A 25,158-nucleotide genomic window follows, 5' to 3' on the forward strand; every position below is an offset into this window, starting at 1 on the left:
CATATATAATTTTAAGCTGTGCCTTTTATTTTTACAAAAATATTGATTGAACGTTTTTGCATTATCAATTTATGTGTTAAATAAAAAGTTATGCTTTTTTTAAGCATCATACCTATGAAAAATGAGTTAATTTACTGCATTTTGATTGCTCATGTATTTTTCTTAATATTATCATTACTAATTACCTGAAAACTTAGCCATGAAAATTAATTGTTTTAGGATACAGAATTTCCGTCGTCTTAAAAATGTTTTTGTTGATGTTGAATCTGACATCTCAATTCTTGTTGGATCTAATAACAGCGGAAAAACTTCTGCTACTCACGCCTTGGATATGTTCGTAAATAATCATAAAGATGAGTTTACCATATACGATTTCAATTCTAGTTGTTGGTCAAAAATCAATTGTATTGGAGACGATCCAAGTAAAAGTATAGCTGATAATGTGGAGTTACCAAATATAAGTTTGGACTTATGGTTTACCATTAGAGAAAACGATCTGCACAGGGTACTTGATCTTTTGCCTGAATTAACATGGGAAGGCTCAATCATTGGTCTTAGAATTGTTTTTCAACCAAAAAACAGCAGAGAAACCCTACTCAAATTTAGAGAAGCGCAAGAAAAAGTTGATAAATATGTACCTAAAGAAAAAGATAAAAAGTATAAACCATGGCCAAAAAATTTAATTGATTTTCTTGGTCGCTTTTTAAGCCAGGAATATGAGTTTAGATATTACTCACTTGATCATTCCAAATTCGATGAAGAATTTAATCAAAGTGAGGATTATATACCTCTTTTAATACAGAAAGAGAGAAGTAAATCGCTTGTTAAGTCGCTTCTTAGAGTAGATACTTTGCATGCGCAAAGATACCTTTCGGATAAAGCATCAAACGCACGTGCTGAAGATCTGTCTAAATGTCTAAGCAGATTTTACAAAAGAAATTTAGAAAAAAGAGAAGATGATCATGAAGCATTGAGTGCTTTATTTGATTCAGAAATTCAACTTAATGAACATTTAAAAAGTGTATTCTCTGACATGCTTGATAGGTTAGGGGAACTGGGCTATCCTGGGGTTTCAAATCCTCATCTCGTTATTAAATCTGCTTTAAATCCAGCAAGTATTATGAGCCAAGACACAAAAGTTCATTATTCAATGGACGGAACTTCTGACGGTCTTACATTGCCCGATAATTATAATGGGTTGGGATTTAAAAACCTTATTTATATGGTGGTTGAGCTTTTAGATCTGCAGGCGCAGTGGATTGATGAAAAGGAAGATAGAGCATTATTACAACTGATAATTATTGAAGAGCCAGAAGCTCACTTACACGCTCAATTACAACAAGTATTTATAAGACAGATACTAAATATTTTAAAGATTAAAGGTGAGGACGCATATTACTATGGTATTCAATTAGCCGTTACTACCCATTCGCCGCACATTTTATATGAAAGTGGCTTCCGGCCAGTTAGATATTTTAGAAGAGAAGGTGCGGGTGGATCCGATCAGCACTCAGTAGCTTTAAATCTTTCAGGATTTTATAAAGATGAACCTGAGCGAGACTTTTTTGAGAGATATATGAAACTTACACATTGTGATCTTTTTTTTGCCGATGCAGTAATACTAGTTGAGGGAAATGTTGAAAGGATTTTGTTACCTGCGATGATTGAAAAATGTGCAGAATCTTTAAGTAAAGCTTATTTAAGTATTTTAGAAGTTGGTGGAGCCTATGCATATAGATTTAAGAATTTAGTTGAGTTTCTTGGAATTCCAACCCTAGTGATTACAGATCTTGATAGTGTAAAGCAAAAAATAACCGAAGTGGATGAAGTTTTAGATGACGAAGAAGATGATATTGAAATTGAAGTTAATGAACAGCCAGAGAATGAAGGCGATGAGCCAATTGCTAAAAAATATCGTTTTGGAAAAAAGTGTTTACCAGAATTTGAAAGTGCAATTACTTCTAATTTAACGCTGATAAAATGGATTCCTAAAAAAACTTTAATTTCTGAGCTATTATTATGTGATGATGAGAACTTAATACAACAACCAACAGACCATACACCAGCAACTGTACGGGTCACATATCAAAGAAAGGTCGAAATTAATTGGGATAATAACAAATATGTTGCTGTTGGAAGGACTTTGGAAGAAGCTTTCGGACTTGAAAATGCAGATTTCTGTCAATCTGAATCTGGCAAACATATTGGCTTAAAACTTCGAACCAAGCCAACGAACTTAAGTGAATTTACAGAAAAAATACATAATCGAGTTAAATCCGATAAATTCAACAAAACAAATTTTGCTCTCGGTGTATTGTCTTCGAAAACAGATGATTGGATTGTTCCGAAATATATTGAAACGGGACTTAAATGGTTGGAAAAGAATGTTAAAATAAATGTATCGGCTGCCATTCTTGAAGTTGCAGATGAAGAACCACTTCATACAGAGGTCAGTGCAGAAGCAAAAAAAATATCCAATGACTAAAAGAATAAATTCGCCTGATACTGAGGCAGATCTTCAATTGAGAACTTGTTTAGATAAGTTTCCTCGAACGAGTTTTAATATGATTGCTGGTGCCGGATCAGGTAAAACAACTTCGCTTGTTAAAGCCTTAAGCCATATTGTTGATTCAAAAGGTGACGCTTTACGAAGAAGAGGGCAGAAGGTTGCTTGCATTACTTATACGGAAATTGCGGCTAAAGAAATATGGAATGATGTCGAAAATAACTCATTAATTCATGTCTCTACAATACATAGTTTTCTATGGACAGTGATAAGATCTTTCCAAAAAGATATCAAGAAATGGGTTATTCAGCGCATAGCGGAAAAGCAATTTGAAATCCAAGCAAAAATTGATAATCCGCGAACAAGGACACCACTTGAAATACTAAATAAGCAATTGGAGAAATTAGATGTTCATGTTTCTAAGATTGAAAGTATACCATATTTTACATATGGCACGGGCAGTAATTATAGTAAAGGTATTCTTGGGCATGATGACGTTATTAAACTTTCTACATCAATGATAGAAGATTACACAATGTTAGGAGCTATAATAAGCCAAAAATATCCGTATATATTTGTAGATGAAAGCCAAGATACTTTTCCAATTATTGTCTCTTCATTAAAAAAAATTGATCAACTTCACAGCGAAGTCTTTTGTTTAGGTTTTTTTGGGGATCCAATGCAGAAAATTTTCCCTACTGGTGTTGGTGAAATCCCCAGTGAAGAAAACTGGGAAACTATTACTAAACCAGAAAACTTTAGATGTTCACAACAGGTTTTGAAAACTATTAACGAAATCAGAAAACCGGCAGATGGTTTAGAGCAAATCAGAGGGCGCTTTGAAAATGGAAATCCTGTAGAAGGTAGTTCAAATCTTTTTATTTTGCCAATTAATGATTCTCGTACAGAAAATGTAAAAAAAGTCCAGCAATGGGCTTCAAGATTATTTAACGATAATCACTGGGTATCTGATGATATTAAAATTTTAGTAATTGTCCATAGAATGGCTGCTATTAGACTAGGTTTTCCAAATTTATACGCTGCAATGAATGATGATGCACCGCAATCTTTTAAAGATGGTCTTTTAGATGGAAGTGCTTGGCCTTTAAGACCTTTTATGAATTTTATTCTTCCATTAGTACAATATTCTAAACTAAATGCCAATTTTGATATTCTGAGTATTCTTAGAGACCAATGTCCGAAATTATCAAGTGAAAATCAAAAAGGAGTGCAATTACGTGAGACATTGACAGGACTTAAAATAGCAACAGAGAAAATTATAGCAGGAATGAATGAAGATTCTAAGCAAACTGTTTATGATATACTAAAAATTATTGAAAAGGAAGAATTGATTGTTTTGGATGGTAGAATCATTAATCATTTAAATGGAACATTTGGAAATGATCAAGAGGAAGAGGATGTTGATAATTTAACCATCGAAAAAGAAGCAATGCAGCGGTTTTTTAAATGCAGCGCAAATGAATTTTTAGGATACAAAAAATATTGTGATAATGAATCTCCATTTGCTACTCAACAGGGTATTAAAGGTGCTGAGTTCGATAAAGTTATAACAATTTTAGATGACGATGAAAGTTCTCATATCCATTTTTCCTATAATAAGTATTTTGGAGTTGAAGAATTATCGACGAGAGATAAGGAAAATATTAAAGAAGGTAGAGACAACGTAATAGCTAGGACGAGGCGTCTATTTTATGTATCCTGTTCACGTGCAAGAAAAGATCTCATAGTAATTTATTTTGCTTCTGACGTGAATTTGGCAAAAGATCTAATAGCTTCTACAAATATTTTTATGAAGGCAAATATTTATACAAACGAAGATTTACTGAAAGATTAAAATTAGATAAGATGAATTATTATGCATTTTTTAATAATAACACAATATAAGTACTATTAATGAAGTTGACTGTTAGTGTAGTGTAGACTTAAAGAGAATAGAATATTATGGAATATATGAATTGAGAAGATGCAAAAGCTAACAATCTATCACTAATACAAAAAGTTGTTGGTAATTAGAATTTATTTGTTGAATTCCTTAAAGGCCTCTAGTTACCAATAACTTAAATGATTAGGTTCTAATATTTACACATATTCGAATCAGTAAGATCTATTAGGATTAATAGTCAAATCTGGAAAGTTTTTTCAGAACAAGACATTTATTGTCGTTAGTGGAGCTTTCAGATCATCCGAAATTCGTCTGTTTTTATGACTTCTCAATTATATAGAATTTTTAAGTTTCCAAACTTCATCTTTAAACTCAAAAAAACGATCCAGTCTATTTGAATATCGATGAAAAGGCCATTTATCTGAAATTTCTATTTCTATTGATTCTGTATAGTCTGGACTTGTTAGGTAAAAATTTTCATCATTTAAACTTTTTACATAGAGTCTCTTAGTTTCTAAATTTGAATGATTTGGTAAAGTAAAATTGCTAAACTTATCTCTTTTATTTATTTTTTTCTTGCTTCTGTCGTTAGCAATAAATTGTAACCATTTTTTAGTTATTTCATTATTACAATCTTTAATTAATTCTTCCAAATGATCATAAATAAGATTTCTCACATCTTGAATAGACATATTTTCAGTCTCGATAAAAAGAAAAATATCAGAATTAAGAATTTCTAAAACTGCTATTCTCGATCTGACGCCGGACAAATAAATTTTTCCGGCCAAAATATGAGGAAGTCCTAATTCGCATGAAACGGCTAGTTCTTCATATAAGATAGCCATGTCTTCATAATCCATAAGGCGACACTTACTTGCAATTGATCCTAAAACCCAAGATAAGGTATATGAAAAATATTGATTAGTAATTTTCACTATTTTCCTCTCATCAGTACTTTTTGATAAGGAATCTCCAGAAATCCAAAGCATGAGTGATTCATCAATGAAATTCAGGGAATAAACTAGTTCTCCTTTATGATCAATTTTTGGATGAAAGGCTGATGTTGGAAAATTCCTAATTATCCTTTCTATTTTAGAAAGTAATACTACCTTTGAATTTAGAGTTAATCCATTTTTCAAAACATCATTACCTAAATCTAAAATCTCATCAAACATTTCGTCTAGAATTTGAGCGCATGATAAAGGTAAACTTGAGATGGATAGTTGTTTTCTTACCGTAGAATCGGGTATCATTAGATTTATTGCATTACTCCTTGTTTCCAAAAATTCTAAAACTTCTTCTTGGGTAATAGATTTTAAGTGTTGCGCTTGAATATAGGCTAACGTTTCACGAAAAATATCATCCAAACTTTTGTCTTTTTCTTCTGAAATATTATTTAGTGCCAAAAGGGTGTCATCAATCCAATCTAAAACTTCATGGAATTCTATATCTACACGACGTTGATTAGAGGTTAATTTAAATTTTTTTAGATCAGAAAAATTGTTTTCCGCGATCAGCTCAAGTAAATATGGGAAATCAATTTTACAACTTTTAGCAATTTTTTTTAACTGGATAATTTTAAGAAGTAAACCACTCGTGACATTTTCTGTGACATCTTCCATATAAGATTGCGCTATTTCTTCATCATCTTTGTTTTCGGTAACAAAAAGAACTTTTCCTTCTACATCTTGAAATGCCCTTCCTGCGCGACCTATCACATTCCATACTTCATTTTTTGTTAACCATTTCCATTTTTTAGTATCTTGGTTATAAAAATTAATATCAGCTAGAACAATAGTAGAAACACCGAGATTCACTCCCTGTCCTAAGGTTATTGTTGCTATAATAATTCTTGGACTACCATTTTTCATTAACCTTTCTAATACATTTCTTACATCTTTATTTAATCCTCCATGATGACAAAGTATACCATATTTAGCATATTTTATTAGCTTTTTATTACTACTTGATTCATATTCAGAACATAGTAACTTGAGTTCCGCCCAGGAGCGGTCATCTTTCCATTGAAATTCTTCTAGTTTACCATATAATAGCTTGATTGATTTTAATACTGCTTCTGCATATTTGTATACGCTTCTGGCCCTGGCTGTAAAAATTAATACAGTTTTTTTCTGTTCACTTAATTTTAAAGAAGTCATTCCAACTCCAATTGATTTATCAGCAGGTTGCGTAAGTGCTTTTTTTCTTTCAGGAGTAAAAGGCCTAATAAAATTTGGATTAAAGCTTTTTTCATCACCCATCCATTCCAATGAAACACTATTATTTCGATATCTTAAAATGCCTAATCTTTGCCTTGCAACTCTTTCTTTTTCTAAAATAGCTAGATTAGGATCATCTGTTATCCATTCTGCTATGTCTTCTGTATTGGGTAATACAGCGGATAATAAGTAAATTTTTCCTTCATTACTTTTTACGTGAACTTTAAGCTCTTCTATAAACAATTCATTTTTTACATTACGCTCAGTAGTATCTAAGAGATGCCCTTCATCAATCACAACATATTTAATCATGTTGGTAATTTCTATATTTGCTCGTAAAATTACTTTTGCCTTTTCGGGAGTAGCAATTAGAATATTAGCGTTTTCGGTAAGCATTTTGTCTAATTCTCCAAATTGAGCACTCCCATATAATTGAGATACTTCAAAATTTAAAATATCAAAAGCATCTTTTAATGAAGTTTCAATTTCAAAAGCTAAAGAACGATATGGTGCAATATATAGAACTTTAATTTCATCATTTTCAGTCAATGCTTTCAAAATTGCTAAAATAGCTACTTGGGTTTTACCACTACTCGTCGGTAAACTAATCACACCTCCTTTATCTAATTTTATTAATTCCAAAGCAGAACGTTGAACAGTAAATAATTCTATAACCTTTTTTTGACTAAAAATTAAATTGGAAATATATTTTTGAATTATACTATTAGACGTATATGGTAACAAAGGAGGAATATTTGCCCATAAAGAACTTTTATTGAATCCTTTGGTAATAATTTTGAATAGTCTTGTAAGCCACCACATTGAGGGTTCACCATCAATCATAAGTAGTTCCATGAGATCATTTAGAATTGTTATAGATTTTTCCAAACTTGATTCAGATCCGGTATATAAATAATCCATTAAATTGCTTACAGCTTTTGCAAAAATAACGATATGTGGAGTATACACTTTATCTAAAAAATTTTCTTCGTCAATTTTTAAATATATTTCTTGATCAAGTAAAATATTGTTTAATTGGTCAAATACAGTAAGGAAATCTTTTTTGAGAAAACTGCTAATAAGAAGTGTAATATCCGTTTCAAAACTGCTTGCCTCTTTCATTAATATAAAGGCTTTGGAATATTGAAACGAAGAATAGTATGCTAATGCTCCAATTAATAAATAATATTTACTACTACCATTTCTATTTGTGGTATATAGATGATTATATTCTATAATTTCGGCACCTTTTTCAAAAGATTCTTTTGTTATTTCTGTGAAATAATCAGCTTCGGCAAGTGTACATGCTATGGAAAGATAAGAAAATGCTAAATAGTCAGAACCTGCATTAAGATTTGATTCTAGAGAGGAAGGGAAATTTGCTTTATCTTCATTTACTCCGAAAAGGATATAGCGAGCATTTGCCCTTGCAAATAAATTCTGTGCATAAGAATCCTTGTCCATTCGATTGAACAATTCAATTGCTTTCTCAACATTCATATTTGTGAAATTAATTTAGCTCTTGCTAGTTTAAATGCTTCAGTTATTATTTCCAAAGGTTTATCAACACCTAAAGATAATACAACAAGGTTGGGATTTGTTGAATCTAGATTTTCTTCAACACATATTCCTGAATCTGTTGTTTTTGAATTTCCTAGGGTACTTAATAAAAGACCCACATTAATAATGGGGATTCTGCCCTTGCTTACTTCAAAATTTAAATCATCAATTTGAGAAGCTAAATCTTCATTTCCAATAGATGTCAAATGTGTAGATATAAAAGGTAATGATATTGGTAGTCTTTTACTATTTTCCAAATTTTTAACCATATTAGATACAGTTTGTTTACTCGGTTTTGCTCGATATTTAGCTTCGCCGACAATAATTCTACTGGTTATATTTTTAGTGTCAAATAATAAGCAATCATCTCCTTTCATAGATTGATCGACATTAGGATTATATGTTAGTTTATACGCTAATATTTGTACCCCAGCAGATTCTTGTAAATATCTAGATAGAATTATTTCAGTAGCATTCCCACTTTTTGTATTTTCGATCCTTGGAAAGAAATTTTGATTGTCTATGTAATCCTCCATTTTTATTCCATATTTAGCCATAATTTCAGCCTTTCGACTCTGCATCCTTTTAATTTTTTTTCCATCAACGTGGTGTTCAATTATCCACTCGGCAATTTGTTCAATTGCGACTTTTCTTTTGCTAGGTAATTCTGCAAGTTTACGATGTTTCTTATTAGGCTTTGTAGCTAAGATTTTAGAGTCTTCACTTTTGAGCCAATTTGCAAAAAAATTGGGAGTTACTGGATGAGATCCTATTAATTTCTCTTGTTCAGTCGGCATGATAGGTTAGTTTTATGTTATTTGTGAATTTATAAAAACTATCTGAAAATAAGTTCTTTTTATTTGACAAAAATTTCAATTAATATGGAAATTTCTAACCTTTCATAAATATTTTAAAAAGTTATAGAGATCGTGAAGGTGTTGATATTTAATAGGGTGCGAGCCATCCTTTTCAAAATGGTACAAATCCACTATTTTAATCCTTTTCAAATTACTGCAATGATTCTAAAATAAATATAAATTCATGCTATTATCTAGTAAAATAGAATAAGATTGGAGTGTAAAAGCTATTTGTTAAAGATGTATATAAACTCGTCAAATAAATTATTCTGTTTTTCGTTTAATATATAAGAGTTTTTAAATACTATGACTTAATTAACACCTATACCATGCAAGCCGTTTATCTGTACATACGAGTCAGTACCGATGAACAGGCTGTAAAAGGATATTCCCAACGCAGCCAGTTGGATCGGCTTGTGCACTATTGTAAAGATCACAATCTCATTGTTGCCAAAACTATTTTCGAAGACTATTCTGCGAAAACATTTAACCGGCCAGAATGGAACAAACTGTTCGCTGAACTTAAGCTCATTAAAAATCAATCTTCACTTATTCTCTTTACTTATTGGGATCGATTCAGCCGCAATATTATGGACGCTTACAAGATGTTAGAAAGATTGCAGAATATGAAAGTTTCTATTCAGGCAATTGAACAGCAGATAGACTTCTCAATTCCGGAAAGCAAAATTATGTTGGCAATGTACTGGGCTACTTCTGAAGTAGAAAACGATAAAAGAAGCCGTAATGTGCGTTTGGGAATGCAAAAAGCAAGACTGGAAGGAAGATGGATCAACAAAGCTCCTCTAGGATATAGAAATAAAACCACATCTGATGGAAAAAAATATATAGCCCTCTACGAACCGGAAGCATATATTATCCGTGAGGCTTTTACAGCTATAGTGAGACAAAATAAATATTGTTTAACTGAAATATACAAGGATGCGGTATCAAATGGGCTTAATTGTAGTAGAAGTGCTTTTTATCGGTTGGTAAGAAATCCTATTTATTGTGGTAAAATAAAAATTCCGGCATTTGAAGATAAACCTGAAAAAATTGTTGAGGGTACTCATGAGCGTCTTATACCTGTCGTTTTATTTGATCATGTTCAAAGAATAATAAAAGACGCAGATTTAAATCATCCTAAAAAATTAACTTCAAAAAGGATAGCTAATGAAAATTTAATTTTTAGAGGTGTCCTACAATGTCCTAATTGTGGAAATACGCTTACAGGAAGTGGATCGCGGGGACATACTAAAAAATATTATTATTACCACTGTATGGGACGTTGTTCATACCGGGTAAGAGCTGACGTTATCAATCTGAGTTTTCTTTCATTCCTTAAGAATAATAGAGTGGTAGAACCATTTTTAGAACTTGCCTATAGTATTTCAAAGGAAATTTATGGTGAAGAACATCATGATTATATTCAGAAAAAAGAGGAGATAAAGAAAGAAATGGAAAAATTGATTGATAGGGGATTCAATGCGCAAAAGCTATTTTCAAATGGGAATATTGACTATGATGATTATATACTAATAAGAAGTCGTTGTCAGGAATCTTTAAAAGATAATACTGATAAATTGAGACAGCAGGCTTTAAAAATAGTGGCTGAAAAACATACAGAAAAGGGAACTGATTACATAATTAACCACTTAGGAGAGTTTTATGAAAATTCAGATACTATAACCAAACAGAGAATTATCAGGTTGTTTTTTCCGGAGAAAGTAAAAGTAATAGAAGGGAATATTGAAAAAATGCTATCAGAAAGTGTTAAGACTATATTTGGATTAACTGCTTCAGCTTCGAAAATAAAAGAAATCCATGGTCAGCAGACAGAGCAAGCAATAGTTGAATTTTTTAAAGAATTATATTTTTTAGGGTATGAACAAAACTTAAAAAATATCTAAAAATTTATTGATTAGTTTTTGATTTTTCAGAGTAAAGCTGATATTTTAAATTATATTTATATAAAACGCTGAAAAACAAGTTTTTGCGAGGCGTTTGAAGTGTTCGAGATCCTGTATAGATAACTTGATGGGCTTGACTTTTCGAACCTTTTGTACCACAGGAAAAAAATGATTTTAATATATGGTTGATTTTCAGTTGTTTATTTTTCTTGAAAAGGTTCGAATCCTGTCAGGTTCGTAGCAATAATATGGAGCTTTAATCGAAAAATCGTTTAAAAAGATAAAATATTGGTTTTTTAAGAAAAATTTTTTGCTTTAGAAAATAAGGTAAAAGAGTGAAAAATACTCTAAATAGACTGAATAACAAGTATTTATAAATAAAATGACACCATTTGGCCTAAATTGTCCTAATGGTGTCATTAAGTGAGCGCGAAAGGATTCGAACCTTTGACCGTCTGCTTAGAAGGCAGATGCTCTATCCAGCTGAGCTACGCACCCATTCAATAATTTTGAGAAAATTACTAAAACAGTCGGGGCGGCAGGATTCGAACCTGCGACCTCCTGGTCCCAAACCAGGCGCGATGACCGGACTACGCTACGCCCCGATTGGTGGTCATCTAAGCGAATGTTACTTCGTTTTAGCGAGTGCAAAGATAGGAACTTTTTTTAAATAAAAAAGAGAAATTTGAAAAAATATTAAAATATTATTGAGTCACACCAAACAATGATGAACATTGAGGATGCCGGTTTTTCTCAACTGACAGATATTATTTATTCTATATCAGTATTTTATGCGTAAATAGGACTTGGTGTTTTGGATTTTAAACCGATTAATTCGATTTGAAAAAAATTAGCCGCCTTTTTTCCTGACAAACAAATAAGAGCTCAGCACCGCAAAAATAAATACAGCAGCTATATTGCAGTAATCAAGTCTTTCAAAAGCAATATTTTCAAATAATAAATTTTCGTAAGATTTGTAGCCTCCGGTATACACTAAAAAATCAGAGAATGCCTTGTCTTTTACAATTCCTGAGAACAGAAGCATAAACATACTGAACCCGATAGGGTAGATGAAGTTTTTAAATATCAGACTTAAGGCCAGCTGCACCATGGAAATCGCAAGAAGGGTGATGGAAAACTTCAGGAAAACATAAAATAGCACTTCCCTGAAATCATAATTCTGAAAGCCTATTCCAGGAAATATAATTCCCAGAACATAGCCGCTTGCCAGAAAAGTAATGTAGGAGAGCAGCAGAGAGAACAAAACCGTAATCAGGATAAATAAGACCTTGGAAACATATATTTTCGATTTTGAAACCGGGATGGTAAACAGGATCTTATAATTATTATTCCGGTATTCCACATCACAGCAGGCATGAACAAAAAGCGAAACAAGAATAGGATACAGCATGTAAAAAAACATAAAAACTTGTCTGCCCAGTATCATTTTCCAGGGATTGCCTTCTCCTTCTGAACTTCCGGACCTGATTACATCATAGACGAGATAAAAATCAACGGCTAAAATAACCAGGATAGGCATCAGAAGGATTCCAAAAATTTCCCGGTTTTTCGAGAGTTTGTACTGTTCGGATGAAAATGCTTTGTAGAAGGTATTAGTCATGGCTTTTAGAGATTAGGTTAATAAAAATCTGCTCAAGATTCGTGCTTTGGGATTCAATGTCATAAATTTCAATACCGTTTTGGATAATTGTGGTCAGGACCGTATTGAATTCCTTTTCATCCCGGGTGGTTATTGAAATTTTACCCGGCTCATTTTGAGAGATGGAAAAAGTTTCCTGTAAAAGAGAGACTGCTTTTTCACTATTACTGACCTTCAGGATGACATCTTTTTCAACCCGGCTCAGAAGCTCGTTTTTTGTGCCCTGGAAAACCATTTTCCCGCCTTCAATAATTCCTATATGGGAAGCTGTTTTTTCCAGCTCGCTTAAAATATGGCTTGAAAGAAAAATCGTTTTTCCCTGCTCATTCAGGTTCTGGAAAAGCTTTCTCATTTCAAAAATTCCCTGAGGATCCAGACCGTTTAAAGGTTCATCCAGGATCAGGAGCTTCGGATCATGGAAGATGGCCATCGCGATTCCCAGGCGCTGCTTCATACCCATAGAAAGTGCGCTTGCCTTTTTCTTTTTCTCTTTATGAAGATCTACAAGCTCAAGGACTTCATCAATTCTTTTACTTCCCTTTCCGTAGATAATATCCAGGTATTTTAAATTTTCAAAAACGGTCAGTTTGGTATAAAAGCAGGGAGCTTCAATAAGGTTTCCCGTGGAAGAGAGAATTTCCGTTCTGTTTTGTTTCAGGCTTTTATTCTGAATAAAAATCTGATCTCCGTTTTCTTCCAGGAGTCCCAGAAGAAGTTTTATGGTGGTGGATTTTCCGGCTCCGTTTCTTCCCAGGTAGCCATAAATACTGCCTTCCGGAACATTCAGGCTGATATTGTTCAAAATTGTCTTTGAGCCAATTGAGTAGCTCAGGTCTTTGGTGCTGATACTTTCCATCATTTCTTTTGTAATAGGGTGTGTTCGGTATTAATGTCTATATAGAAGATTCCGTCAATAAAATGGCTCCATGTCTTTTTCTGATCTATTCCCTGATTGATTGTGGATACGAATTCTTTTTTCAGTGGTGAGCTTTCAGGAATATTTCTCAGGTCGATAAAAAAATAGGGTGTTTTTGTGTCATGGAATACATTTTCAATGGCAAATTTGCCGGGCTTATCACCAATACTGCGTTTGGAGTTCTTTTTAGCATACGAAGAAAAATTAATCATATAGGATGCTTTACCATATTTGTTCCTGATATAGGCTCCCAATGGGAGATAGTTTTTATCATATCGCTCTGCAAACGTATGGATGTTGGCGCACCATACAATGATCTTCCTGTCTTTGTAAACAGAATCAATCTGATGGATAAGGTTTCTGGCCATCAGCGAGTCACGGAACTGCATACTCGGCATAGATCGGGCTTTGTACTTCCATGATTTAATGAAGTAATTCTGCATATCATTAAAATACAGAGCATACATTTTGTTTTCCGGCGTTTTCTCCAGTTTTAAAATCACCTGTTCGAGGCGGGCGATCTCCTGAATGAATTTTTTCTGATTTCCCTTAAGAACCTTATCAGCCTGCTTTTTGTGTATCAGATCTTCCAGATGATTGATGCCTTTGCTGAACACCGGAAAGCTGTTCAGATCGATCTTGTTTTTATTTAAAAAATCTTTCAAAAGCCGAGCACGCTTTCTGTAAAGATTGCTCCCTGTAAGCTGGATGTCAAAGCCCCCGACTTCAATGGGAGCACCTGAGGTTTTTGTTTTTTGATAATAGCTGATCAAAGGTCTGGATTCCTTGGTTGCTTCCCAGAACCAGTACAGCCCGAGGCCTCCGATAGAATCTGCCGGAATCTTCATGCTGTGATGATTCATCTCTTCATTCATAATCCAGGTGTCATACCTGCCCGCTTCGTACAGTACGACATTGTAATTCAGGTCTTCATGAAGGTATCTGATCAGTCTGCTTTTGGCTTGGGAAGTAGCGCCGTCATAGTGGGTATTTTCTCCCAGCATCAAAACCCTGTTGTCTTTCAGGATCGTATCCAGTACCTTAAGATCACTGTTGTCGGGATAGTCCATAGAAATACTTTTAACCGGATGCTTATAAAGCCGGACTTCGGTAAGTAATTTCTGTTTGTCTTTTTCTGGAACATCCTCAAAGACCAGTTTGTTCAGAACAAAAGCTGCGATCACAGAAATAATAAAAGCGTAGAATATTTTCTTCATATTAATTTATTTGTGATATTGTGTTTCTTATGATAGGTGTGTTATTAATAATAATTGTTACTCTTTGGTGTGAATTATTTACATAAATGACGAAAATAATACCAATGAAAAGAAAATGACGAATTGTCATAAGGGTTCATTAAGAATAGGGCTGTTTTTTAATTGCTGAATCCAATCGGATGTTAAAAGCTTATTGATTAATCCTTCTTTCAGTTTTTTGAATGACAAAACGTAAGTTACTCCGAGATCTGGTTGTGAAAATTATAAATTAAATTTTCAAAATAATAATAAAAAATACCACAAATAGATAATTTTTAGTTGATTATTTGAAGATCCGCAGGAAAGATATATTTTTGTAAAACGTAACATGAAAAAGAAATGTGTTTTCATGTTGTTTAATAAAAAACTAATTATACCATGAAAACAACTACCCAGAATTTTATTATCCCACCAAACTGATTGTTTCCAACAATTAAAACCACCATCAATCCAGCAGATTTCTTCAAAAGATAAGGCTTTGTATAAACTGATATAACAAAGTCAATTTTGAAGCAGAATTTTTATGGAATTAATAAACCATATAAAAGCATCTGAACCGAAAAACTAAACGAATAAGAAAATTATTATTAAACTTAACTATGAAAAGAATTATTTTATTTAAAACCATGAAAAAATTTTATTTTTTACTATTAATTTTTATCTCACTTTCCGTATTTGCGCAAACATATAGTTATACCACGTACAATACGTCCAATTCTGCAATAGGAAGTGATTATATTGCTGACATTAAAACGGATCCCAATGGACTATTATGGTTGGCTACTTACAACGGTATTTCTACTTTTAACGGAACTACTTTTACCAACTATAATACGACGAACTCCGGTATTGCATCTAATGCAATTTTAAAAATTGAAATTGATGGTCAGAACAGAAAGTGGATCGCGTCTCAGTTTAACGGGATCATCCTTTATAACGGCACAACTTGGATTAATTATACATCCTCCAATTCGGGACTTCCCAGTAATGAAATCATCGACATCGCAGTTGACGGACAAAATAATCTTTGGGTAATAACATCTGCGGGACTTACCAAATTCAATGGTACCAGCTGGACAACGTATAACTCAGTATCGAATATGAACTCAGTTGCAACTGATAGTAATAATGGTGTTTGGGTTACAAATGGGGGAGTGTTATACAAATTTAATGGTACTGATTTTGACTTTATAGCACAGGGAACTGAAAAAATATTGAGAATAGCAAACAACACCATTTATGTAAAAGGCTCTGATAGTTTAATTACTTTAACAACAGGTGGAACTAATATTGCGTTCAATGATCAAAATAATTCCTGTCTTGCAGGATACAATCCAAATGCATTAGATGTTGACAGTAATAGTAAAGTATGGATCGGATTTAACGGTGCAGGGTTACAGAATTTTACAAACTGTACGACCTATACTAAAGCAAATACAAATTTTGGTTTACCTGATGATTACTTTAGTGCAGTAAGAACAGGATCTTCAGGAACTATCTGGCTGGGAACATTGCAGCTTGGTCTGGTAAAAATGGCGCCAGGCACGGCAGTTTGTAATCCTCCAACTCAGATGTATCCTTCTAATATTACTTCTACATCAGCTACTCTTAACTGGCAGCCTTCAACATCAGCACCTAATGGTGGGTATAATTATGTTTACAGCACCAGTCCGACCATGACAGGCTCGGCTACTGCTACTGCTTCTACCACTGCAGATCTTGCCAATTTACTACCTAACACAACGTATTATTGGTGGGTTGCTGCAAATTGCATCTCCAGTCAAAGTATCTGGGCTCCGGGAGGGTCTTTTACAACGCTTTCTAACCAGACTGGCTGTTGGAAAACTGTAAGTGCAGGCACTTTTCATTCATTAGGTATAAAAACGGATGGAACCCTTTGGGCCTGGGGTAATAATAGCAATGGTCAATTGGGTGATGGAACTAATAATAACAGAAATAACCCGGTTCAGATAGGGACAGCTGCAGATTGGAAAAAAGTTTTTGCAGCTGAGAAATATAGTGTTGCTATTAAAACAGATGGAACACTTTGGGCCTGGGGATATAATCAGTTTGGGTTTTTAGGAGACGGAACCACCACTAACAGAACAATCCCCACAAAAATAGGGACGGCTACTGACTGGGAAGATATTTCAGTTGGAGACAGTCATAATTTAGGTTTAAAATCAAACGGAAGTCTTTGGGCGTGGGGAATGAACATAAACGGAGGCCTGGGAGATGGGACAACTACCGAAAAACTCGTGCCTATTCAAATAGGAACGGCAACCAATTGGAAAAGTATTGCCGCAGGTAATTACTATTCTGTAGCAATAAAGACAGACGGAACCCTTTGGGCCTGGGGGTATAATGGTCATGGGCAGTTAGGCGATGGCACTCTTACTCAGCGTATTTTGCCTAAACAGATAGGAACTGATACCAACTGGGCAGAGGTATCCACCGGAGATTCACATACTGTAGCCAGAAAAGCAAATGGCCTTCTTTACACTTGGGGATATAACGGATCCGGACAGTTAGCGGATGGAACGGCCATTAGCAGATCAATCCCCTTTTTAGCAGCCGATGGAATTCAAAAAGTTATTACAGGTGGTTTTAATACTATTGCCATAACTACATCCGGAACTGTGATTGCCTGTGGAAATAATACCACAGGATCGTTTGGTAACAATACTTCTACAAGCTCTTCAAATTGGGTGAGCTTAGGAACCAATTCTCATATGGTAATTTCTACAGGGGGATGGCATACTTTATCTTTAAATAATGATGGGCTCTTGAGAGCATCAGGCTCCAATAACCACGGTCAAATTGGTGATGGCACTAATGTTCAAAAACTTACATTTATCCAGCTTGTATGTCCTGTAAGTAATTTGGACGTAGAAGAAATATCAGTAGCTTCTGATAATCTAAAGGTTTTCCCGAATCCGGTGCAGGATTATCTTAATGTTTCGTTTGATAAAAATATCATGTCCGTACTGGTTTACAATGCAGCCGGACAAGAGGTTCTTGTTAAAGTTATCAACGATAGTAAGGGAAAGGTAGATTTTTCTAATTTAACCTCAGGTATCTATATGGTAAAAGTAAATGCTGCCGGCAACATAGTAAAAACGGTAAAAGTTATCAAAAGATAGAAAAGTAATAATGTAAAAGTAGAGTAAGAGAGATTAATTCTATTCCGGGAGCTCAAAAAGATTTAATTGTTGCACTGGAATATATAGCTGCTCTTCTTAAAAATTTAGCCCTGACTCTTAGTCAGGGCTATTTTTTATGTAATTACCATGGAAAGTACTGTAATCAATGCTTTTCTCGTCCTTTATGCAGATAATGTTCAAACGATTTTGCTTATCTATAGAAAATCATGGATCAGGAATAAAAACTATGCCTTATCCAGGTTAGTTTTTCTGAGATGGTTATAAAACAAAAAAGACTTCACATATCTGTAAAGTCTTTTATAAGTGAGCGCGAAAGGATTCGAACCTTTGACCGTCTGCTTAGAAGGCAGATGCTCTATCCAGCTGAGCTACGCACCCATTAAGTAATTTTGAAAAAATTAATAAAACAGTCGGGGCGGCAGGATTCGAACCTGCGACCTCCTGGTCCCAAACCAGGCGCGATGACCGGACTACGCTACGCCCCGAAGTGTATATGATAGGATAAGAAAAAATAGCGGAGGGTAAGGGATTCGAACCCTTGCGACACTTTCGCGTCGACAGTTTAGCAAACTGCTCCATTAACCACTCTGGCAACCCTCCTTTTCTCTTATTTTTTAATGATCGTTGTTCCGTTATTGCGAGTGCAAATATAGAACAGATTTCTTTATTTACCAAATAAAATTCAAGAAAAATTTGCGTATTTTTGAGGGAATAAATGATTAAAAAAATAAACGAATGCGTAAGACATTATATATCATCGGATTAAGTACACTTGTTTTTTCATGTACTCCCCAGCAAAATGTAAAAAAAAGTACGTACAAGCCGAAAGCCCCGGTATCACAGGCAAAAACGGCAGTTAAAACCACAACAGCTGAGACTCCGAAACCTAAAATTACAAATGAGCGTGGCGTAGAATTTTTTACAACCAATATAGCTGATGCTACGAAAAATGATAACACTATAAGCTATGGTTCCATCGTCTCTGCAAAACCGGCCGGATATAAAGTAGTTAAGACCTATTTCCCCGCTGTAGGACAAAATTTCAGACAGCGTTATCTGATCTTGCATTATACGGCTCTCCCGGACGATAAATCTATTGCCGTCCTTACCCAACAAGGGGTAAGTGCTCATTACCTGGTAAATAATACCGGAGATAATGAAATTTACCAGCTGGTTGATGAAAACAAACGTTCTTATCATGCAGGAGTAAGTAACTGGAGAAATGATAAAAACCTTAACGATACTTCCATAGGAATTGAAATTGTTAATACAGGCTATACATCGGATGCCACGGGGAAGAAAATTTTTGCGTCTTTCAGTGATGACCAGGTGAAAAAAGTGGCTGCTCTGGCTAAAGATATTATCAGCAGATATCAGATTCCGGCTACCAATGTGCTGGCTCATTCAGATATTGCACCGACAAGAAAGCAGGATCCGGGACCTATGTTTCCATGGAAAAAACTGTATGATCAGTACCAGATTGGAATGTGGTATGACGAAACGTCAAAACAGAATTTTCTTGCTGTAGCACAGGAAGAAGTTCCGTTAAAATATAACGATCCGTCATTCATCTTCCTTGTTCAGACTGCTTTACAGAAATTCGGGTATTATATGGATCTGAGCGGGAAATGGGATGATGCCACAAAAAGAACCATCGAAGCTTTACAGTATCATTTCCGTCCGCAGAATTACGATGGAATTATGGATGCAGAAACATGGGCGATTTTACAGTCTTTAAACCAGAAATATCCGGCGAAATAACTTCTAAAACGCATCGGAACGATGCGTTTTTGCTATATTTAAAAAATCAAAAAACAGTTAAATTATCTGTAATGGAAAATTTCAGAAAAGAAAGCGATCTGCTGGGCGAACTCAATGTGCCTGCAGATGCATATTACGGGGTTCAGACGCAGAGAGCGATCAATAACTTCAAGATCTCAGGACAGCTTTTGTCATCCTATCCGGATTTTATCAAAGGTCTGGCTTTTGTAAAAAAAGCTGCCGCAAAAACCAATTATGAGTTAGGTCTGCTTGAAGAAAATCTTTATTTCAAAATAGCAGAAGCCTGTGATGAGATTGCAGACGGAAAATACCACGAACAGTTTCCTGTAGATATGATCCAAGGTGGCGCCGGAACGTCAATCAATATGAATGCGAACGAAGTAATCGCCAATATTGTTTTAGAAAAACTGGGGAAAAATAAAGGGGAATATGAATTCTGTTCACCGAACGACCATATCAACCTTTCCCAGTCCACCAACGATGCCTATCCTACAGCGATCAAAATGGGATTGCTGCACATGAATATCGGACTTGTTGAGAAACTTGAGAAAATTGTGGAAGCTTTCCGTGCCAAAGGAAAAGAATTTCATGATGTGATCAAAATGGGGCGTACCCAGCTTCAGGACGCTGTTCCAATGACTTTGGGACAGGAATTTGAAGCTTATGCAGCGACTCTGGAAGAAGATATTTCCAAATTAAATAATAATGCGAACCTTTTTGTAGAGGTTAATATGGGGGCAACTGCCATCGGTACAGGACTCAATGCTCCGGTTGGTTATGCTGCACTTTGTGCTAAAAATCTGGCCCAGATTACAGGCTTTCCTGTTGTTTCAGCACCGGATCTTGTAGAAGCAACGCCGGATACAGGTTCTTATGTAATTTACTCTTCCGCTACAAAACGTCTTGCCGTAAAGCTTTCAAAAATCTGTAATGATTTAAGACTGCTTTCTTCAGGTCCAAGAGCTGGATTGTTCGAAATCAATCTTCCTCCGATGCAGCCGGGATCGTCTATTATGCCCGGAAAAGTAAATCCTGTGATTCCGGAAGTGGTGAATCAGGTTTGTTTTAAAGTATTCGGAAACGATCTTACCGTAACATTTGCGGCAGAAGCAGGGCAGTTACAGCTTAATGTAATGGAGCCCGTACTTTCCCACGCCATTATGGAAAATATCAATTTCCTTTGCAATGCACTGGATACCCTTCGCGATAAGTGTGTGACCGGTATTACAGCGAATAAAGAGATCTGCCTGAATATGGTAAAACACAGCATCGGTATTGTAACGGCGCTTAACCCATACATTGGTTATAAAAAGTCGACGGAGATTGCAAAAGAAGCTCTCGAAACCGGGAACAGCGTGTACAATCTCGTTTTGGAGAAAGGAGTTCTTTCCCAGGAAAAGCTGGATGAAATCCTGGATCCTAAAAACATGCTGAAACCGCACAATAAATAAAATTCTTAATGATAAATGACAAGTGATGAATAATCATATATTTCAAAAATTCATCACTTGTCATTTTCATCACCTATTACTCATCACTCATAAATAAATCCGTGAGGTTTTTAATCATCATTCCTGCCCATAACGAAGAAGAAAATCTTCCGTTCACCCTCGATTCTTTGCAACAGCAGCGCTTTAAAAATTTTAAAGCTGTGGTTGTTAATGACGGTTCTACAGACAGAACATCAGAAGTGATCACGAAATATACAGAGGCAGATCCCCGTTTTGAAACCTTAGATCTTGAAAAATCTGCCCATCAGCCGGGTTCTAAAGTGGTTCATGCATTTAAAAGCGGACTGCAAACCCAGAATACGGATGAGTTTGATATCATCTGTAAGTTTGATGCAGACATTATCCTTCCCGAAAATTATCTGGAGACAATAGAGCGGGCCTTTATCGCTAATCCTGAATACGGGCTTGTTGGCGGCTTGCTGTATGTAGAAAAAGAAGGAAGCTGGGTGTATGAGGGAAATTCAAATAAGCATCATGTGCGTGGACCTTTGAAGGCCTATCGCAAAGCATGTTTTGAACAGATTGGAGGTTTAAGGGAAACATTAGGTTGGGATAATATTGATTCCATTCTATTGGAAAATCTGGGCTGGAAAGAAGTTGTAATCCCTGAACTGCATGTGAAACTGATCAAGGTGAAAGGTGCAGACTACACGATACGACCTGCAGATTATTATGGCCGGTATTTTTACTTTCTGGGACTGAACAGGATGATGGCCTATATCGCCTCTTCAAAAGAAGCTGCAAAAGCTGGATCTGTACCTTTTTTCTTTAAAATCATCAGCGCTTATGAATCCTGCAAAACAAATAAATTGGAGCTGAAAATATCAAAAGAGGAACAGAAAAGCATTAATCATAAAAGATGGAAAATGCTGAAGAAGAAATGGCTGAAGATGTAGTATATCGGCGAAAAAGCGAAAAGGCAAATTTGCAAAAAACTTATCGTAAATTTTATCAAAAAAAGTTCCGCATTCAAACAGAGGTTTTACCTTTGCTAAACCCTAAACCCTAAACCCTAAACCCTAAACCCTAAACCCTAAACCCTAAACCCTAAACCCTAAACCCTAAACCCTAAACCCTTTGAAAAAAATCGCCTACATAGAAATAGACACCCATGCAGAAATTGCACAGGCTTTCGTAGATATTATGAAGGATTCCAGTGAATTCAGTGTGGATTATTATTTTTCAAAAAAAATAGGAGATCTGGTAGAGCACAGTGGGGAAATGGTATTTTTATCCGACAGTTCCATGATTTTGGAGCAGCTGAAATTAAAGAAATATGATCTGATTATTATCGGGACTGTTCACCGGTATTTTAACACGTTTCATGCTTTGGTTCAGAAATATAATACTGCGGTTATTGTTCATAATATCAATTTTTCAAGTGCTTCAAAAAGTGCTTTAATGGCAAGTGTTTTCAAAGGTGATCTGATTTACAGATTGAAGCTTTGGTGGAAAGAAGGATTGTTTTATACTTCCAAGGTTTACAGAAACGCTAAAAATTTATTGGTTCTGGATGAAGAGCTTTCTTCACGGAAATTGAAGTTTCTGCCTTTGTTTTACAGTAAAAGCTTTGAGAAACCGGAAAATATGAAGCTTACGATTGTTATTCCGGGAGGGGTTTCCCAAAAGAGAAGGGATTATGATCATGTTTTTAAAACCATCCGCAATTTAAAGCCTGAAGAAGAATGTGAATTCATTTTTCTGGGGAAAGCCGGAGATAAAGAGCTTGGAAAGCTTGAAAAACTTGCCCGGCAGCTTCCTGATAGGGTCTCAATCCAATATTTTTCGGACAGGGTTTCCCATCTTGATTTTGAAAAAGGAATGCAGCAGGCAGATGTTTTATGGTGTCCGATCCGCCGGGAAACTGAATTTTTCAGCAGGAAAGAAATGTATGGCGTTACCAAAATGACCGGAAACCTGGGAGATGCCATTAAGTATGCTAAAACAGCAATTTTCCCTAAAGACTATCCTTCAAAATTAGAATTTATAGTTCCTGAGCAAGAAAATATCCTGGAACAGTGTAAAAAGCTTCAAAATGCCCATTTTGATTTCCAGGAAAACTACAGTAAAAAGTCTGTTCTGAAAAAACTGGAAACTGTACTTAACGGCTTAATTTCTATCGAAAAGTAATTTAAAAATGCTCACTAACAATCAAAATATCTTTGCGTGTAAAAAAATCACGCAGATCAGGCAGATGGTGCGGATCTTAATTTGAACCGTTAAGGACAATGAAGGGCTTAAGTTTCACTAAGAAAATCAAATAGGTTTTTAAAGCGGGACTCTTAAGGTAACCACAGTAAATGTATTGACGGGATAAAATCATTTCCTTTATCAAATCAACGGAGTTAATTCCATCTTTGTTTCCTTAAAAATAAATGGTATCAATCTTATCCTTTGAGTTAAAGAATGCAGCAATTAAAGCAGATTTAAATTATTTAAATTTAAAAATACTTTTAATAAATTTTATATTCAGATAATCCTCCAATGGAAATACTTTAGTGAAATAATTTCCGATATAGATGAGAATCAGGACTACAACGGGTTTGTAAACCAGATTGATAAAATTATTATTAAAGTTGGGAAGTACAATAGCTACGGTAATCGCCAAAGTACAGATGATGGACACGAAGATCATTTCTATCGTCAGCGGAGAAACTTTAAACATAAAATAATTGAAAGCAATTTTAATCACATTATAAGTCGTGAGTGAAATAGCCGTAGATAAGGCAATTCCGATCAGTTTCAGATCTGTATTTTTAATGAAATAATAATTAAGACCTATGGTAAGTCCCGCCAGAAGAACCATGATCAGGATATTGAACCGGTAATACTTCGAAAGGGAAATAATATTTCCGTTAAATCCTGTCGCGAGATCAATTAAAACTGCGGAGCCCCAGATCCATACCACAGGCTCATATTCCCTCAGCATGGTCCCGTTTTCAGGCATAAATTTAGTCAGATAAGGGAAGCCCACCATAATGCATGCAAACAAAATGGCCCCTAAAAAATACAGGCTTAAAGAAGTCTTTTTATGAAACCTGTCAAGTTCCTCCATATCACCTTCTGCAAGTGTTTTACTGATGATAGGGGCGGAAATATTGAAAAGTCCAAGCTGTGGAACAGAAATCAGGGAAATCAGGGCATACAGAACGGAATAGATTCCTACCTCCTCCATTCCCATAAATTCGCCGATCATAAAGTTGTTGATGGCAAGATAATTCCCAAACGTGCCAAGAAATCCAAAAAAGCTGTAGTTGAAAAACTCCTTCCAGAAATTATCTTTTTTGAAGTAATCCGTACTGAAATCCAGATTGATCCTTTCCAGCTTGTTGGCGTAATAGATATATCCGAAAAGCATTAAAGCAAACATTCCAAAAAAAAAGGCAAACGCAATTTGCTGGGACAGAGAAAAATATACAAATAGGCAGAAAGCTCCAAGATTGGCTATTTTAGGAAAAAGATTGTCGAAAATATTAGACACTACAATTCTCTTGTAATTAGACGTGTATTTATTGAATATGGCACAGAAAGAAAGAATCAGGATCAGCGGAAGAACCATTTCCTTAAGTTTCCATGCTTCCGTATGAGTGAATTTTGGAAAAAGATAGGGCAGTATGAAAAATACGCCCATAAAAATGATAAAATTAATAAAAATAACAAGTAAGGAAAGAGAAAGCATATTCTGTTTCTTGCCATCCTTTTCCACCCGGTGAAAAAATTTAACGTTGGAGTAGGAGATCCCCAAAACCACTACAGGAACCAGCATTTCTGCGGTAGGGAGGATATAGCGGAGCTGTCCATAAAATTCAAAATTCGATGGAAAGATAAAAATGGCGGATATGGTACCCAGAAGAAAACCAATATAACCTATGATGGAATATTTGAAGCCCTGTCTCGCTACTACACTCATAATGTCT

The 25,158-nt window shown here is 35.0% G+C and carries 14 protein-coding genes and 5 tRNA genes; 8 read left to right on the top strand and 11 right to left on the bottom strand.

The window, feature by feature from the left end; translation table 11 throughout:
• Positions 1-199: 199 nt before the first annotated feature.
• Complete coding sequence (locus tag B7E04_RS08890; RefSeq protein WP_080778325.1) at positions 200-2,485, top strand: ATP-dependent nuclease; 2,286 nt, start codon at positions 200-202, stop codon at positions 2,483-2,485.
• Positions 2,478-4,361: a UvrD-helicase domain-containing protein gene (locus tag B7E04_RS08895; RefSeq protein WP_165439421.1), complete on the top strand. Its 1,884-nt coding sequence runs from the start codon at positions 2,478-2,480 to the stop codon at positions 4,359-4,361. Before B7E04_RS08890 ends, B7E04_RS08895 begins: the two co-directional genes overlap by 8 nt.
• 380 nt (positions 4,362-4,741) lie before the next feature.
• On the opposite strand, the gene B7E04_RS08900 is transcribed toward B7E04_RS08895, so the two are convergent.
• Positions 4,742-8,128, bottom strand: coding sequence for a DEAD/DEAH box helicase (locus tag B7E04_RS08900; protein ID WP_080778327.1), 3,387 nt, complete (start codon positions 8,126-8,128; stop codon positions 4,742-4,744).
• Positions 8,125-8,985, bottom strand: a complete 861-nt coding sequence (locus B7E04_RS08905; protein WP_080778328.1) for a Hachiman antiphage defense system protein HamA — start codon at positions 8,983-8,985, stop codon at positions 8,125-8,127. Before B7E04_RS08905 ends, B7E04_RS08900 begins: the two co-directional genes overlap by 4 nt.
• Before the next feature lie 389 nt (positions 8,986-9,374).
• Between B7E04_RS08905 and B7E04_RS08910 the strand changes: the two genes are divergently transcribed.
• Positions 9,375-10,952 carry a recombinase family protein gene (locus B7E04_RS08910; protein WP_080778329.1) on the top strand — a complete coding sequence of 526 codons (1,578 nt, stop codon included), beginning with the start codon at positions 9,375-9,377 and terminating at the stop codon, positions 10,950-10,952.
• A gap of 424 nt (positions 10,953-11,376) precedes the next feature.
• Here the strand turns inward: B7E04_RS08910 and B7E04_RS08915 are convergent.
• The 5 genes from B7E04_RS08915 to B7E04_RS08935 form a co-directional block, all read right to left on the bottom strand.
• Positions 11,377-11,450: transfer RNA gene (locus B7E04_RS08915), tRNA-Arg, on the bottom strand.
• A gap of 32 nt (positions 11,451-11,482) precedes the next feature.
• Positions 11,483-11,557: transfer RNA gene (locus B7E04_RS08920), tRNA-Pro, on the bottom strand.
• 245 nt (positions 11,558-11,802) lie between these two features.
• Positions 11,803-12,573, bottom strand: coding sequence for an ABC transporter permease (locus B7E04_RS08925; RefSeq protein WP_080778330.1), 771 nt, complete (start codon positions 12,571-12,573; stop codon positions 11,803-11,805).
• A complete protein-coding gene (locus tag B7E04_RS08930; protein ID WP_080778331.1) occupies positions 12,566-13,471 on the bottom strand; it encodes an ABC transporter ATP-binding protein in 906 nt (301 codons plus the stop codon). The genes B7E04_RS08925 and B7E04_RS08930 overlap by 8 nt, the downstream gene beginning before the upstream one ends.
• Positions 13,468-14,745 (bottom strand): erythromycin esterase family protein, encoded by a 1,278-nt coding sequence (locus tag B7E04_RS08935; RefSeq protein WP_080778332.1) that lies wholly within the window; start codon positions 14,743-14,745, stop codon positions 13,468-13,470. Before B7E04_RS08935 ends, B7E04_RS08930 begins: the two co-directional genes overlap by 4 nt.
• Positions 14,746-15,410: 665 nt before the next feature.
• Between B7E04_RS08935 and B7E04_RS08940 the strand changes: the two genes are divergently transcribed.
• Complete coding sequence (locus B7E04_RS08940) at positions 15,411-17,927, top strand: T9SS type A sorting domain-containing protein (protein ID WP_165439422.1); 2,517 nt, start codon at positions 15,411-15,413, stop codon at positions 17,925-17,927.
• A 325-nt stretch (positions 17,928-18,252) separates the two neighbouring features.
• On the opposite strand, the gene B7E04_RS08945 is transcribed toward B7E04_RS08940, so the two are convergent.
• The 3 genes from B7E04_RS08945 to B7E04_RS08955 form a co-directional block, all read right to left on the bottom strand.
• Positions 18,253-18,326: transfer RNA gene (locus tag B7E04_RS08945), tRNA-Arg, on the bottom strand.
• 32 nt (positions 18,327-18,358) lie between these two features.
• Positions 18,359-18,433: transfer RNA gene (locus B7E04_RS08950), tRNA-Pro, on the bottom strand.
• A 30-nt stretch (positions 18,434-18,463) separates the two neighbouring features.
• Positions 18,464-18,548, bottom strand: a tRNA-Ser gene (locus B7E04_RS08955).
• Positions 18,549-18,683: 135 nt separating this feature from the next.
• Here B7E04_RS08955 and B7E04_RS08960 point away from each other — a divergent pair.
• The 4 genes from B7E04_RS08960 to B7E04_RS08975 all read left to right on the top strand — a co-directional run bounded on the left by B7E04_RS08960 (position 18,684) and on the right by B7E04_RS08975 (position 23,371).
• Complete coding sequence (locus B7E04_RS08960; RefSeq protein ID WP_080778334.1) at positions 18,684-19,709, top strand: N-acetylmuramoyl-L-alanine amidase; 1,026 nt, start codon at positions 18,684-18,686, stop codon at positions 19,707-19,709.
• A 71-nt stretch (positions 19,710-19,780) separates the two neighbouring features.
• Positions 19,781-21,181 carry an aspartate ammonia-lyase gene (gene aspA, locus B7E04_RS08965; protein WP_080778335.1) on the top strand — a complete coding sequence of 467 codons (1,401 nt, stop codon included), beginning with the start codon at positions 19,781-19,783 and terminating at the stop codon, positions 21,179-21,181.
• 101 nt (positions 21,182-21,282) lie between these two features.
• Positions 21,283-22,137, top strand: a complete 855-nt coding sequence (locus tag B7E04_RS08970) for a glycosyltransferase family 2 protein (RefSeq protein ID WP_080778336.1) — start codon at positions 21,283-21,285, stop codon at positions 22,135-22,137.
• Positions 22,138-22,318: 181 nt separating this feature from the next.
• Positions 22,319-23,371, top strand: coding sequence for a glycosyltransferase family protein (locus B7E04_RS08975; RefSeq protein ID WP_080778337.1), 1,053 nt, complete (start codon positions 22,319-22,321; stop codon positions 23,369-23,371).
• A 301-nt stretch (positions 23,372-23,672) separates the two neighbouring features.
• On the opposite strand, the gene B7E04_RS08980 is transcribed toward B7E04_RS08975, so the two are convergent.
• Positions 23,673-25,151: a lipopolysaccharide biosynthesis protein gene (locus B7E04_RS08980; RefSeq protein WP_080778338.1), complete on the bottom strand. Its 1,479-nt coding sequence runs from the start codon at positions 25,149-25,151 to the stop codon at positions 23,673-23,675.
• Between the last annotated feature and the right edge of the window lie 7 nt (positions 25,152-25,158).

It is taken from the genome of Chryseobacterium phocaeense (assembly GCF_900169075.1).
GTDB classification, from domain to species: Bacteria; Bacteroidota; Bacteroidia; order Flavobacteriales; family Weeksellaceae; genus Chryseobacterium; species Chryseobacterium phocaeense.

Bases quoted from the DNA above. Each gene is read 5' to 3' on its own strand.
- B7E04_RS08910 (WP_080778329.1), top strand. From the start codon at position 9,375: ATGCAAGCCGTTTATCTGTACATACGAGTCAGTACCGATGAACAGGCT.
- B7E04_RS08900 (WP_080778327.1), bottom strand. From the start codon at position 8,128: ATGAATGTTGAGAAAGCAATTGAATTGTTCAATCGAATGGACAAGGAT.
- aspA (WP_080778335.1), top strand. From the start codon at position 19,781: ATGGAAAATTTCAGAAAAGAAAGCGATCTGCTGGGCGAACTCAATGTG.
- B7E04_RS08940 (WP_165439422.1), top strand. From the start codon at position 15,411: ATGAAAAAATTTTATTTTTTACTATTAATTTTTATCTCACTTTCCGTA.
- B7E04_RS08980 (WP_080778338.1), bottom strand. From the start codon at position 25,151: ATGAGTGTAGTAGCGAGACAGGGCTTCAAATATTCCATCATAGGTTAT.
- B7E04_RS08905 (WP_080778328.1), bottom strand. From the start codon at position 8,985: ATGCCGACTGAACAAGAGAAATTAATAGGATCTCATCCAGTAACTCCC.
- B7E04_RS08925 (WP_080778330.1), bottom strand. From the start codon at position 12,573: ATGACTAATACCTTCTACAAAGCATTTTCATCCGAACAGTACAAACTC.
- B7E04_RS08930 (WP_080778331.1), bottom strand. From the start codon at position 13,471: ATGATGGAAAGTATCAGCACCAAAGACCTGAGCTACTCAATTGGCTCA.
- B7E04_RS08960 (WP_080778334.1), top strand. From the start codon at position 18,684: ATGCGTAAGACATTATATATCATCGGATTAAGTACACTTGTTTTTTCA.
- B7E04_RS08935 (WP_080778332.1), bottom strand. From the start codon at position 14,745: ATGAAGAAAATATTCTACGCTTTTATTATTTCTGTGATCGCAGCTTTT.
- B7E04_RS08895 (WP_165439421.1), top strand. From the start codon at position 2,478: ATGACTAAAAGAATAAATTCGCCTGATACTGAGGCAGATCTTCAATTG.
- B7E04_RS08890 (WP_080778325.1), top strand. From the start codon at position 200: ATGAAAATTAATTGTTTTAGGATACAGAATTTCCGTCGTCTTAAAAAT.